Annotated in this window: 15 protein-coding genes and 1 riboswitch; of the genes, 6 read left to right on the plus strand and 9 right to left on the minus strand. The window is 38.2% G+C overall.

Annotated features, from left to right (window positions below; all coding sequences use genetic code 11):
• The first annotated feature begins 122 nt into the window (after positions 1–122).
• The gene (locus tag LMF89_RS11910; protein ID WP_229535271.1) at positions 123–1,574 is read left to right on the plus strand and encodes an aminotransferase-like domain-containing protein; all 1,452 of its coding nucleotides are present in this window, start codon (positions 123–125) and stop codon (positions 1,572–1,574) included.
• A gap of 126 nt (positions 1,575–1,700) precedes the next feature.
• Here the strand turns inward: LMF89_RS11910 and LMF89_RS11915 are convergent, their stop codons facing one another.
• The gene (locus LMF89_RS11915; RefSeq protein ID WP_229535272.1) at positions 1,701–2,243 is read right to left on the minus strand and encodes an HDIG domain-containing metalloprotein; all 543 of its coding nucleotides are present in this window, start codon (positions 2,241–2,243) and stop codon (positions 1,701–1,703) included.
• A 400-nt stretch (positions 2,244–2,643) separates the two neighbouring features.
• Between LMF89_RS11915 and LMF89_RS11920 the strand changes: the two genes are divergently transcribed.
• Both LMF89_RS11920 and LMF89_RS11925 read left to right on the plus strand, forming a co-directional pair.
• Positions 2,644–3,060 (plus strand): C-GCAxxG-C-C family (seleno)protein, encoded by a 417-nt coding sequence (locus LMF89_RS11920; RefSeq protein ID WP_229535273.1) that lies wholly within the window; start codon positions 2,644–2,646, stop codon positions 3,058–3,060.
• Between the two features lie 498 nt (positions 3,061–3,558).
• Positions 3,559–4,029: a MarR family winged helix-turn-helix transcriptional regulator gene (locus LMF89_RS11925; RefSeq protein ID WP_229535274.1), complete on the plus strand. Its 471-nt coding sequence runs from the start codon at positions 3,559–3,561 to the stop codon at positions 4,027–4,029.
• Positions 4,030–4,057: 28 nt separating this feature from the next.
• On the opposite strand, the gene LMF89_RS11930 is transcribed toward LMF89_RS11925, so the two are convergent.
• The 7 genes from LMF89_RS11930 to LMF89_RS11955 form a co-directional block, all read right to left on the minus strand.
• Entirely contained in the window at positions 4,058–4,885 is an 828-nt protein-coding gene (locus LMF89_RS11930) for a HipA family kinase (protein ID WP_229535275.1), read from the minus strand.
• 88 nt (positions 4,886–4,973) lie between these two features.
• A complete protein-coding gene (locus LMF89_RS11935) occupies positions 4,974–5,558 on the minus strand; it encodes a hypothetical protein (RefSeq protein ID WP_229535276.1) in 585 nt (194 codons plus the stop codon).
• A gap of 168 nt (positions 5,559–5,726) precedes the next feature.
• Complete coding sequence (gene larE, locus LMF89_RS11940; protein WP_229535277.1) at positions 5,727–6,539, minus strand: ATP-dependent sacrificial sulfur transferase LarE; 813 nt, start codon at positions 6,537–6,539, stop codon at positions 5,727–5,729.
• A gap of 102 nt (positions 6,540–6,641) precedes the next feature.
• Positions 6,642–6,836, minus strand: a complete 195-nt coding sequence (locus tag LMF89_RS11945) for a hypothetical protein (protein ID WP_229535278.1) — start codon at positions 6,834–6,836, stop codon at positions 6,642–6,644.
• An 84-nt stretch (positions 6,837–6,920) separates the two neighbouring features.
• A riboswitch (SAM riboswitch) is annotated at positions 6,921–7,021 on the minus strand.
• Positions 7,022–7,105: 84 nt separating this feature from the next.
• Complete coding sequence (locus tag LMF89_RS25780) at positions 7,106–7,543, minus strand: ABC transporter permease (RefSeq protein ID WP_255711261.1); 438 nt, start codon at positions 7,541–7,543, stop codon at positions 7,106–7,108.
• Between the two features lie 56 nt (positions 7,544–7,599).
• Complete coding sequence (locus LMF89_RS25785; protein WP_255711262.1) at positions 7,600–7,893, minus strand: ABC transporter permease; 294 nt, start codon at positions 7,891–7,893, stop codon at positions 7,600–7,602.
• A 43-nt stretch (positions 7,894–7,936) separates the two neighbouring features.
• Entirely contained in the window at positions 7,937–8,653 is a 717-nt protein-coding gene (locus LMF89_RS11955) for a hypothetical protein (protein WP_229535279.1), read from the minus strand.
• A gap of 250 nt (positions 8,654–8,903) precedes the next feature.
• On the opposite strand from LMF89_RS11955, the gene LMF89_RS11960 reads away from it, so the two are divergent.
• The 3 genes from LMF89_RS11960 to LMF89_RS11970 are packed head-to-tail and all read left to right on the plus strand — an operon-like array spanning position 8,904 to position 11,232.
• Positions 8,904–9,749, plus strand: coding sequence for a ketose-bisphosphate aldolase (locus LMF89_RS11960; protein ID WP_229535280.1), 846 nt, complete (start codon positions 8,904–8,906; stop codon positions 9,747–9,749).
• 33 nt (positions 9,750–9,782) lie between these two features.
• Positions 9,783–10,730: a carbohydrate kinase family protein gene (locus LMF89_RS11965; protein ID WP_229535281.1), complete on the plus strand. Its 948-nt coding sequence runs from the start codon at positions 9,783–9,785 to the stop codon at positions 10,728–10,730.
• On the plus strand, positions 10,720–11,232 hold the full coding sequence (locus LMF89_RS11970; RefSeq protein WP_304622603.1) for a D-lyxose/D-mannose family sugar isomerase: 513 nt from the start codon (positions 10,720–10,722) through the stop codon (positions 11,230–11,232). The genes LMF89_RS11965 and LMF89_RS11970 overlap by 11 nt, the downstream gene beginning before the upstream one ends.
• A 169-nt stretch (positions 11,233–11,401) precedes the next feature.
• Here the strand turns inward: LMF89_RS11970 and purD are convergent, their stop codons facing one another.
• Complete coding sequence (gene purD, locus LMF89_RS11975) at positions 11,402–12,697, minus strand: phosphoribosylamine--glycine ligase (protein ID WP_229535282.1); 1,296 nt, start codon at positions 12,695–12,697, stop codon at positions 11,402–11,404.
• Positions 12,698–12,716: the final 19 nt, after the last annotated feature.

Here is a 12,716-nt window from a genome sequence, read left to right on the forward strand (position 1 = left end):
TCGCTCCTATACCGTTTTTCTTCAGTATAGTGAAATCAAACTGAAATGTCTTCAGCCAATTGGCTTGTTTTTATCCCAACCAATTTGTTATAATCAAAAAAACAGCCAGTAAGGAGAAAATTATGTTAACGATTGACTGGGCACCTAATCATAAAGATTCCATGCCCTTATATCGACAAATCACAGAGTATATAAAAAACAAAATCACTCTTGGCGAATGGCCAATCCATAGTAAATTACCTCCTCAACGCAGACTCGCTCATATTCTTCAAGTAAATCGCAGTACCCTGACCATTGCACTGGATGAATTAATCGCCGACGGACTATTGGAAACGAGAGCAGGAAGCGGCACTTGGGTAGCCAACAATACCTGGTCAGTGTTAGCATCTACTCCAACTGTGAATTGGAATTCTTACCTAGATAAGGGTCTCTACCTTCCTAACCTTCAAATCATTCAAGAAATCAATCAGGCAGAGTTCAAACCTAATATGATCCGTTTAGGCACTGGGGAGCTCTCTCCAGAATTTTTTCCTCGGGACATGATGAGCTCGATATTGCAAAATTTACCAGAACGTATTAATTCTTTAGGTTATGAAGAACCCAAAGGATTGCTTTTTCTCCGGCAACAAATCCGTATTTACTTACGCTCTTTAGGAATTGATACCTCTGTATCATCCATTATGATCGTATCAGGCGCATTGCAAGCTTTGCAACTCATATGTTCAAGCTTACTGCCAAAAGACTCTACTATTTTGCTTGAAAAGCCCTCCTATCTTTTTTCCCTCAAATTGTTCCAATCCATGAATATGCAATTTTCTGGTATTCCTCTTGATAAAGAAGGGATTGAACTGGCTCCTATTGCATTTCAAAAACAACATAAAAATTCAAATTTACTATATACCATTCCTTGTTTTCACAACCCTACAGGTATCGAAATGTCAAAGCAAAGACGCAGAGACCTTATCCATTTGTGCCAACAAGAACAATTACCCGTTATTGAAGACGATGTATATCGGGAACTTTGGCTCGATTCACCTCCACCTATACCTTTAAAGGCTCTTGAAAGAGAAGGACTTGTGCTCTACATTGGCAGTCTTTCAAAATCACTCAGCCCAGGACTACGAATTGGTTGGATTGTTGGACCTGAGCCAGTTATTGAACGGTTAGCAGATGTAAAAATGCAAAATGATTATGGATCAAGCTCCTTATCCCAATGGACTGCTGCTGAATGGTTTGCCAGCGGACTGTACCAACAACATCTAGAAGAAGTACGAAAGGCACTGCGTATTCGTCGCGAAGCAGCTTGCAAAAGTTTGCAAACCCATTTTGCAGATATTGCAACTTGGCAAGTTCCGACAGGTGGCTTTTATATTTGGCTTAGCTTGACCCATCCCCTTTCCATGCAAAAGCTTTTTAACCTTGCCTTGAATGAAGGTCTTTTAATCCATCCTGGAAGTATATATGACTATTTATCAAACCGCCATCTTCGCCTATCCTATTCCTATGCCTCATTATCTGAATTGAAAGAAGGACTGTATCGACTTTCCGTAATTATCAAAACTTTAAAGACTTAGTTCATTATATATGAATCACTATTCCATTCCTGGCAGACCAATAATCAATACGCAAGTTTTTAATACATTGCATATAGTAATAAAAGGTTTGCCTCTTCCCTTATTAAAGAGGTAAACCTTTTACTACTATGACATGGAAAAATCTTTTGCTAATGCTGCTGCAACAAACTCAATATGCTCCTGCAGCTCGATTTCTAACATTTGAGCACCTTGTACAATGGTTTCACGGTTAACTGCCCTGGCAAATGCTTTATCCTTCATTTTCTTCATAACGGATTTTACTTGCAAATTTGCGATACTTTTATCGGGACGTACCAAAGCACATGCAATAATAAAACCAGTAAGTTCATCGACTCCAAGCAACACCTTTTGCAATAAGCTTCTTTCTGGTGCCCAGTCCCTAGCATGAGATTCTATATCGATGATAAATTGATCTGTATAGCCGTGAGGCTTTAGCATATTTCCGGTGTTGCCTGGATGCTCTTCAGGATATTTCTCAAAATCAACATCATGGAGCAATCCTACAGCTCCCCAGTACTCTACATCTTCACCATATTTTGCAGCATAAGCACGCATAGCAGCTTCTACTGCTAAACAATGATTTAATAGCGGTTTTTCTTGAACATGCTGCGTTAAAATACTCCACGCCTTTTCTCTTGTTGTATCCATTTCTTCTTCCTCCAATACATTTTGGGGTAAGCTTCCCCTTCTTTAAGAAATAATATTCATGATTCTTCTGCACAAGGCTGATTGTTTTTTTCCAAGATACATATCGAATCATCTTATAATGCTTTATAATTATTTGATTATTATAACATAAATAGAAGGAATAGCGAGTAGAAAAAATGAACCTGCTGTTATATCCACTTACATCTACTGTTTTTCATAAAGCTGCCAACATAAAAAAGAAATGTCTTGGCTCTTTGGAAAGATACTCTTTATAATATAAGTATCTTTTACTATATTATAAAGAGTATCTTAGCCCATCTAAAAACATGACTGGGATGGAGTACTCCATCCCGAATCACTCAATCTTATTTAAAACCACATCACTGGAGGGAAATGGATTATGTTGAGTACTTTGATTGAACAAGGCTATGGAGAACCAGAAGATCTTAACTGTGCTGAAAAAATACTATATGGTGCTAATGAAGTGTATCAATTAGGTTTGACTCGCCAAGCTTTGCGAATTGCATCAGGCTTTGGCGGAGGGATGACCATTGGCAGTGTATGCGGAGCTCTGACAGCAGCTATTATGGTATTAGGTATCTTGTTTGTTAAAGACAGGGCCCACGAAAGTGACAAAATTAAAATCTTAACACAAGAATTATTTGACACCTATCAGAAACAAATGGGTGATATTGACTGCACTCCTTTAAAAGATCACTATCGCAGGGAAGACATCAAATGCAAATATGTGATTACAAAAGCCGCCGCAGCTCTGGATACTATTATTAAGAAAGAACAAGACAGCCATCAAGCATAAATGAAAAAGAGGAAGCGCAAAGCTTCCTCTTTTTATCGTCGTTACATTTACTATCGTAATGGGAAGAGCAATGTAGCGCTGCTCTGTTCCCAGTACAACGTTAGTTGTACTCTTTCGTATTATCGTAACTGACTATATATATAATTGTGGTTCACCCTTCATTAACTGCTGTAATCGAACCACCCCATTCCAATCTCATTTTTCTTCCTTCGTACTTTTTACTTTTTTATCCTCCTTTCTTGATTTAAGTTTATTATATTACAAATAAACTTAATCTTCAATCTATTTTTTAAAAATTTCATAGTTAATTTTTCCACGAAATCACATTCTTACTATCTTTATAAAGAAATAGCATATTCCATTACTGACAGACTAACAATCAATATCCAAATTTGTTTTTATGCATCATCTTTACAAAGAAATTTCAAATTATAGTTGCTCTCTCATTCCTAATGTCGCTATTATATATAATATAACTGTCTTTTAAGGAGGACCAGCATGCAGAAAATACCCTACATTGGAAAATGGATCTCTGGTTTATATAGAATTGGACAATCTTTTTTTGATCATCATTTAGGAACCTACAGTCTAGGAAGCGGTAATGGATACTACGCTTGCCTCACTTTTCTTTATCAGCAAGAAGGCATTACTCAAGATACAATCAGCAAGCATGTAGCAATTGACAAAACAACCATTGCTCGCGCGATTATGAAATTAGAATCACTAGGATATATTGAACGGCATGTTGATAGACTCGATCGACGTGCCAACCAAGTATATCTAACCGAAAAAGGTCGGTCATTTCAGCCGATTCTTGAATCCACACTTACACAATGGACTACGTCTCTTACCCAAGGTTTTACACCAGAAGAAATACAAATGACATATATACTTCTCGAAAAAATGACCAAAAATGCACTACTCATTAAGGAAAATTTAAATTCACAAGAAAAATCCTCGCCAAAGTGATACTAAGAGCTAAAAGCCCCTTTGGGCCTCACTTATTTTTTCTTATAAGAGATTTTGTAGTACTATACCACCATTGATATCCGCCCCTTGACATTGGGATATGTTTGTACAATACTTCTCCAATATCCTCTACCATATCTCTGCGTAAAATAATATAATCTATCAATGCTTGACGTTCAGCATCATCCGACAACCATTCTTCTGGAATTTTTGCAACTAGCTCATGAATGGATTCACAACTCATCTCTTTTACTTTTTTCACGTAGGGAAGAAAATGAGGAGGAGAAAGCCAATCTCTAAGCAATAATCCATAGGAATAACGATAATATGGTTTGATGATTCTACTAATACTATTCAGATGGGCAATCGTCCATCTGGCAGTTCTAAATAAATGAGAATTATCAATCGCATATATTCTGCATCCAGCTTCGTCCTTACGCAACAAGAGATTTTTTTTATTATTTGTACGATCAGCATTATGAAACATATAATCAAATAATAAAATTCCAGCCATTTCAGTGATATTATCAGCCTTAAACAAATTATTTTTTCCCACATATTCTGTATGATTTAGGTACCGTGAGGCAAAATGCTGCCCCGCAACTATTCCTAATGCTTGTAGCTGCGGACTTTGCTGTATAGTTTCTTCCCCAATTTCAATACTCGAACTTACAGGAAAACATAATCCCATGATTTCACCCAACTTTGCTGCTAAAAATTCATTTACCAATACCTTAGAACCTAGTCGATTATTTTGCAATTTGACTACATAAAAATTTCTGTCATTAGCACGAAATAATTGAGGTGAAGTAACTCCCACTCCGACATTCCCAAAATGTTTCATAGCAATGAGCATACCATCTACCTTCTCTCAAAATAATGCTAACTAAAAAAGACCCGGTAAGAAACCTCTGCCGAGTCTTTTCATAGTTAAATAAAAAATTTCAACAACAACAAACTCCAGAAACGGAAGTTAAAGCTTCTAGATTTACCACAGCTGATCTAATCCTTCTATCTGAGATCGGAGTACTGCTACCAGGAACAAAGATATCTGTATTTGAGAGAATTGCTAAGCAATCGTCAATAGCAATAAGAGTTCCTTCGATGGAGAAGCCACCAAGAGTTGTTAATACAACAGAATCACCAACCATGCGGCATAATACTCTAACTAAATGACGACTTTCCGTCCGTTCTGTTGCTTCTTCGAAATCAGTTCTAGCTGATTCTAAAGAAGCGTCTAAGTTTTCAAAAGGATCTCTTACTATAGCTGTTCCTTTGGCAACTATGTTCCATAAATCAACGCGTGTGAAATCCACATGTAAGATTTCTCCCCCCGGACTTAGAATTTCTACAGCATTGCACTTGGCTTCTATCGCTGGAGAAAGAATGGCAATACGACAATCATCTACGGCCTGCAGATTACCGAAATATGCGAATCCATCAAAACCAAACAAGACTACATCCGTATTTAATTCCCGTTCTAGTTCTCTAACGAGTGATTGATTCCGTAATTCTGTAAAAATGCTCATACACTATATACCTCCTATGCGGTAATACTATTTAATTTAATTCTTACTATACTGTATGAGTAAGGAACTAATAGTGTTACTGTTTAAATCTGTTTTCAAAAAGGAATAAAAAAATAGGCAGGAAATTTTCTCCTGCCTATTATCAAGATAATACCATGTACCTTATTATTAAACTAAAACTTCATTCATACTGCCGCTTCGATATCCCGACAAATCAACAGCGACATATGTAAAGCCAATTTTTTTAAGTCCTTGCTCAATTTGCTTTGCTACCTCTGGAACCGTGATTCGTCCAATATTTTCTGGCGCCACTTCAATGCGGGCAATATCTCCATGGTGGCGTACTCGAACTTGTCCTGGACAAAACTCTTTTACTAATGCTTCGGCTTTTTCGATTTGGTTAAGTCTCTCCGCTGTAATCGAAAGTCCATAAACCACCCTTGAAGAAAGGCAAGCAGCACTTAATTTATTCCAAGTCTGCAAGTTCCATTTCTTAGATATTTCCCTAATATCCTTTTTCGTTAAACCAGCTTCAACCAAAGGGCTCCTTACATGTTCTAGTTCTTCCACCGCTTTAATCCCAGGGCGATAATCGGATAAATCGTCTACATTCGATCCATCCAATACCCAATTATAATTATTTTCTTTGGCCCAATTGACTAATACTGAAAATCGTTCTTGTTTACAGTAATAACAGCGTTGATTATTATTCTCGACAAAATCGGGACTATTTAATTCGCTAATATTTAAAAGTATGTGTTTAATACCAATTTCCTTTGCAATTTCAATTGCTTCTTTTTTTTCACTCTCCGGCAATGTCTCAGAAAAAGCAGTGATGGCTATGGCCTTGTCTCCAACAGCTCTTACTGCTGCTGCTGCTAAAAAGCTACTATCCACCCCTCCTGAAAAAGCTACGACAATACTCCCCAGTCCAGTTAATAAATTATTCAGTTTCTCCATTTTTTCAGTACTATTTCCCACGGTGATTCTCCTTTGTACTCCAGTTTATAAGAAATTTCATATGCCCTTAATTACTTCTAATATACCATGGCACTTTCCTTCCTGCCAATAAAATTTGACACCTTATATTCCATCCCCATCGACACCTTCCAAGGAAGGATAGTAAATATTCGGTACAAATTTAACTACAACACCATTTCTTATAGTAATAACAATCTCTTCATTTCCCTGGGGGACTGCTCTTATTTTCCTTGGTGGTATTACTATCTCTTTTCTATCTTCAATTGCAGCAACTGCAAGACGATTACTCCGCGCCATTTGATTTCCTCCCTTAATATGCAAAAAATGTTATTTAAATCTCCCATTTCATCTGAAAGGGGACTTAAATAACATTTTAGTCCTCTCTCATCTGTCAGGATAAATCCTGCTGGAATTAGCACCTCTGCATTGCTGCCGGTTGCCGGGTGTCATCGGGCCAGTCCCTCGACCACTCTTGATAAGAGTTTATCGTATTAAATTATTTATAAATATATCACGAAATAGTACAGTTAGCAATATATTTTTTAACTTCTCTGGCGTCAATATATTTATACCTGTGCTTCTTTTCTCTTTTTCATCATATCAACGTAGACAGCTGCCAAAATCACGATACCTTTAATAATCAACTGCCAGAAGGAATTAATATTCAGCAGATTCAGTCCGTTGTTAAGAACACCAATAACAAGCACCCCAATTAAGGTACCGCCGATTTTCCCGATTCCCCCTGTCATGCTCGTACCGCCAAGTACAACTGCCGCAATGGCATCCAGTTCAAAGCCATTTCCTACTGTAGGCTGTCCGGAAAACATACGAGCCGCTAGCACAACGCCAGAAAAAGCTGCTAAGAAACCCGAGAAAGTGTATACAAATATTTCAATCCTCTTAATCTTAATACCTGTAAATCTGGCAGCCTCTTTGTTTCCGCCTACTGCATAAATATGTCGACCAAGTTTTGTCTTATTTAAAATAATCGCTGTAAGCAGCAAAAAGATAAAAGAATAAATGACGGGCAGAGGGATCGCCCCTAAATAGCCAGCACCAATTACATTGAAATCTCATTCATGACACGTATTGGCTGACCACCTGTATATACGTAGGCGGCACCACGGGCTATATTTAACATGGCAAGGGTCACGATAAAAGATGGTATACCTGTGTATGCCACCATCACACCATTAAATACTCCTGCAAGAGTTCCTACTAAAATCCCGGCAAATACAGCTGCAGGTATAGGAACATTGCTAAATGCGATGAGTCCGCCTGTAACAGTTCCCGATAGTGCTACGATCGAACCTACCGAAAGATCAATACCGCAAATGATAATGACAAGTGTCATGCCTAAAGCAAGGTTCGCATTGGTAGATACTTGCCTTAATATATTAAGAATTATCCTCCGATTTTCTGCTATATTCCTGCAACTGTATCGTAGAAATTTTCGACTCTTCGGCTGCTTGATAGAGAGTATCGTATAAATCTTTCAATCTTACCCTCTCATCTACCTGATTTTGAATCACAATCATCATAAAAAAAATGAAAAGAACATCATTTAAAGAGAACAAAACATTGCGAATACCAAAAATATAAAGGCGCTGTGTAAAAGTATAGTGCTGTATATAGTCATTGATCGAAAACAGATTGAATTTTATAGAAAAGATATCGTAATCAAACAGTATATAAACCAGTATCGATACAACTAAAAACATGTATTTTTTCTTATTTCCTTCTATATAAACTACAATATTAGCAATGGGTAGCAGCATTACTCCCTTATAGCTCATATTCAAATAATACATGATAGCAATACAAAGCATGATGTCTATAATGGAAAATAAATAGAGTACCGGTCTTAAATATTCCCCAAATTTTTCTCGTATACCAACACCTAGAATCAGCGCGGCAAGAAGAACAAGAGAAAACACAGGGACCTTCCAGGGAGTCGTCGGAATAAATTTTATATTTTCCAAAAAATCTCTTGCCATAGAATGATCACAAATAAGTTCCGTAGTCTCATAAATAATAATTGACATAAATAATATCACGATAAAATTTACAAAAAACATCATCATTCTGATTACATATACATTTTTATGATTCATATTTCTATCCCCTATCCAACCTTTGTAGAACGTGATTGAGGAAAGATGCAGCAGACGTTTGTCAATAGCACTACCTTTAATCTAAATTTTCTGATAATAATAAAATGACAAATGTAACTGGCTACTTATGACAGAATACAGATGTTTTCTATTTAACCAAATTCTATAATACATATTGTAATATTCTCCAAAAGTCTTACATGCATATTTTCTGTAATTGATGACCGATTAAAATGAGGGGGATAAAAACATGTCATTAACAACTTTAGAGCCACTTCTGGAAGATGCTAAAGCAAGAAGTTATGCCGTTGGTGCGTTTAATGTAGTAAATCTCGAAACCATAAGAGGTGTAATTCGAGCAGCCGAATCCTTAAACTCTCCTGTCATATTACAATTGGCAGAGGTACATATTCCTTTCGCTCCGATTGAATATATGGCTCCTATAATGATTCAGGCCGCCCATAGAGCAAAAGTACCCGTCTGCGTACATTTCGATCATGGCACAAGCTTTGAAAGCATAGCACTGGCAATCAAAAATGGCTTCACCTCCGTCATGTTTGATGGGGCAAATTATACACTGGAAGATAATATAAAATTGACGAAAGAAGTAGTTACATTAGGAAAATCCTTCGGCGTGACAGTTGAAGCTGAATTAGGGCAGGTAGGCGGAGCCGAGAGTGGCAATAAAAACATTGATGCCCACCTCACCGACGTAGAAGAAGCGAGAATCTTTACCATTAGAACCTTAGTTGACGCTTTGGCGGTATCCATTGGCAATCTTCACGGACAATATGTAGAAGAGCCTCGGTTAAGATTTGACACTCTTACGAAATTAAGAGAATGTATAGATACCCCCCTTGTACTCCACGGAGGCTCTGGAATTAGTCCTATGGATTTTAAAACATGCATACAATCAGGTATACATAAAATAAACATAGGAACTGCTCTTTTACTATCGTCTAGCAAAAAAATTAAAACTTTTTGCGCTACTCATCAATCCCCCCCTTATTTTTCAATCATGGATTTGGCAATAGAAGGTACATATGAAGCTGTAACAAAACATCTGCAAATCTTTATGAGCAATGATAAAGCATAACTACTAACTACATTTTAATCGTGGAGGTGAATCATGAGTAAGGTTGTCTGTTTGGGAATACTGGTTGCCGATCTCATTGCAAAGCCTGTAGCCCAATTTCCATCAAAGGGTAAGCTCACGAATGTGGATACAATGGAGCTTCACACTGGGGGATGCGCAACGAATACGGCAATTGATTTAGCGAGACTTGGTGAAGATGTAGGTGTTATCGGTCTTATCGGCAGTGATGCCCTTGGCTCCTTTATCCTCAATCGACTAAAAGCAGAAAATGTGGATATTACGGGTGTAAAACATACAGAACAGATCAGTACCTCTACCTCAATGGTATTTTCAGATCCAGATGGCGAAAGAAGCTTCCTTTATTATCCCGGGGCGAATGGTATCCTCGCAGAAGCGGATATTGATTTCTCGGTAATTGAAAGGTGTGAAATTTTATTTATTGCGGGCTCTTTATTAATGCCGACCTTAGACGGCGAGCCAACTGCCAAATTATTAAAAAGAGCTCAGGAATTTGGCAAATATACAATACTAGATACGGCATGGGATGCATCAGAAAAATGGATGTCAGCTATCGGTCCTTGTCTTCCATACCTCGACTTATTCATACCAAGTATCGAAGAAGCGCAAATGCTGAGTGGCAAGGACAACGTAGAAGATATGGCTAAAGTCTTTTTAACGGCTGGCACTCAAAATGTCGTTATTAAGTGTGGCGCCAAAGGATGCTACATGGAAAACAGCACGGAAAAGCATTACTTGCCAGCATTTGGAGTCAATGCGATTGATACCAATGGTGCTGGGGATTCATTTGTCGCAGGCTTTATAGCAGGGCTCGCCAATAAGTGGGATTTGAAACGCTGTGCTGAATTTGCCAATGCAGTCGGTGCCCATTGCGTAACAGCACTGGGAGCATCTAGCGGCATTAAAAGCAAAGAAGAAATCATCATATTTATGGAAAATAGGAGTAATTATCATGATAAATAAATCAGAGTATGAGTCTATAGCTCAAAAAATCCTTATGTACTATGAAAGGGTCGGTATTGCCATAACCAATGAAGAAAAAATTCGTATTGAGATCGCTGACTTTGGTCTGAATGATATTTATAATACGGGATTACAATTAATAACCTATGTAAATACTGACAGCGTTTGCGCTAAAGAAATGGTACTTATGCCTTATCAGACTTGTCCTGAACATAAGCATCCTACAAGAAAGGAACTAGCGGGAAAAGAAGAAACTTTTAGATGCAGATATGGCACAGTATATCTATATGTGGAAGGAGAAAAAATAGAACGTCCTCACTGTAATCCACCTTGCGGCTCAGAGCAATACTATACCGTTTGGAAAGAGATTATTCTGACTCCTGGAGAACAATATACAATCTACCCTGATACCCTGCATTGGTTCCAATCCGGCAGGTTAGGTGCTGTCATTTCAGAATTTTCCACTCGTTCTACAGACGGAAACCGATATCTTTACCGATAGCAGGATTATACGGTAGTGATTTGCAAATGATGATATAGTAAAAAAGTAGACAAGGAAATCCCTGCCTACTTTTTTACTGTATATATTCTTCATAGTCTTCGCATCTTCGTGGTTCAAAATGCTTTATTTTTATCCTATCTCTCTTTTCTCTGTGGTCCCTTTTTCTATTTTATATGTTTTTAAAAGACGCGTCAGCGTTTTTCTTTATCGCCCGGAATGCAATATCTTTTCGATAATGCATTCCTTTAAATTTTATAGATCCAATTGCCTGATATGCCTTGTCCACTGCTTGCTTAATGGCAGAGTCTGTAGCTGTTACACCAAGTACACGTCCACCATTCGTTAACACCTGTCCTTCGCAGCCAGCAGTGCCAGCATGAAATACATAGGCACCTTGTTCTTCCGCTTTGTCGATACCACTAATGATATCGCCCTTAGCATATTCTTCAGGATATCCTCCCGCCGCTAACACTACACATACAGCAGCCTCATCCTTCCAATTAACAGAAGTACCTGCCAATGTACCCTCTATGCAAGCTTTCATAATCGTCACTAAATCGCTATCTAGCAAAGGTAGTACGACTTGAGTTTCAGGATCACCAAAACGAGCATTAAATTCAATGACCTTAGGACCATCTGCAGTCATAATCAACCCTAAATACAAGCATCCACAATAGGAACATCCTTCACTTTCCATGGCAGCAATTGTAGGCTGAAAAATCTCTTTCAGGACCTGGGCACTGATCGCTGGGGTAATAATCGGAGCAGGTGCATAGGCTCCCATCCCTCCTGTATTAGGTCCCTGATCATGATCAAAGACTCGCTTATGATCTTGAGCTGCTACCATAGGGATGATCGTCTTCCCATCAGTAAAAGCTAATATAGAAGCTTCCTCACCCACTAAGAATTCCTCTATGACGACCTGACTGCCTGCTTGACCAAAAGCTCCGTCACACATCATCATATCAACCGCTGCTAGAGCTTCATCAATGGTCATTGCAACCACAACGCCTTTACCAGCTGCCAATCCATCAGCCTTTACGACTACAGGCGCTCCCTGGGAGTTTATGTATGCCTTTGCCATATCAGCCTGAGTAAATACAGCATATTTAGCAGTAGGGATATTATACTTTTCCATTAAATTTTTAGCAAAAGTTTTTGAGCTTTCAATCTGGGCGGCAGCCTGGGTAGGTCCAAAACAGGCAAGACCATTTGCCTGAAAAACATCTACGATACCATTTGATAAAGGAATTTCAGGACCTACTACGGTGAGCGTAACCTTCTGCTCTTTAGCAAATACCACAAGAGCAGCATTATCCATGATATCAAGTTCTACACACTCGGCGATTTTTGCAATACCTGGATTGCCAGGGATACAGAATATCTTTTCTACATCTCTATTTTCTTTTAATTTAGACACTAATGCATGCTCACGTCCGCCGCCACCAATGACCAATAGATTCATGGCTATCTCCCTTCCAATG

Origin of the sequence: Pelosinus baikalensis, assembly GCF_020819555.1 — a bacterium.
Lineage (GTDB): Bacteria > Bacillota > Negativicutes > DSM-13327 > DSM-13327 > Pelosinus > Pelosinus baikalensis.

Coding starts and splice junctions, on each gene's coding strand:
- LMF89_RS11945 (WP_229535278.1), bottom strand. CDS start 6,836: ATGGCGCGGAGTAATCGTCTTGCAGTTGCTGCAATTGAAGATAGAAAA.
- LMF89_RS11960 (WP_229535280.1), top strand. CDS start 8,904: ATGTCATTAACAACTTTAGAGCCACTTCTGGAAGATGCTAAAGCAAGA.
- LMF89_RS11930 (WP_229535275.1), bottom strand. CDS start 4,885: ATGCTCATTGCTATGAAACATTTTGGGAATGTCGGAGTGGGAGTTACT.
- LMF89_RS11915 (WP_229535272.1), bottom strand. CDS start 2,243: ATGGATACAACAAGAGAAAAGGCGTGGAGTATTTTAACGCAGCATGTT.
- LMF89_RS11970 (WP_304622603.1), top strand. CDS start 10,720: ATGATAAATAAATCAGAGTATGAGTCTATAGCTCAAAAAATCCTTATG.
- LMF89_RS11935 (WP_229535276.1), bottom strand. CDS start 5,558: ATGAGCATTTTTACAGAATTACGGAATCAATCACTCGTTAGAGAACTA.
- LMF89_RS25785 (WP_255711262.1), bottom strand. CDS start 7,893: ATGACACTTGTCATTATCATTTGCGGTATTGATCTTTCGGTAGGTTCG.
- LMF89_RS11965 (WP_229535281.1), top strand. CDS start 9,783: ATGAGTAAGGTTGTCTGTTTGGGAATACTGGTTGCCGATCTCATTGCA.
- LMF89_RS11910 (WP_229535271.1), top strand. CDS start 123: ATGTTAACGATTGACTGGGCACCTAATCATAAAGATTCCATGCCCTTA.
- purD (WP_229535282.1), bottom strand. CDS start 12,697: ATGAATCTATTGGTCATTGGTGGCGGCGGACGTGAGCATGCATTAGTG.
- LMF89_RS11925 (WP_229535274.1), top strand. CDS start 3,559: ATGCAGAAAATACCCTACATTGGAAAATGGATCTCTGGTTTATATAGA.
- LMF89_RS11920 (WP_229535273.1), top strand. CDS start 2,644: ATGTTGAGTACTTTGATTGAACAAGGCTATGGAGAACCAGAAGATCTT.
- LMF89_RS11955 (WP_229535279.1), bottom strand. CDS start 8,653: ATGAATCATAAAAATGTATATGTAATCAGAATGATGATGTTTTTTGTA.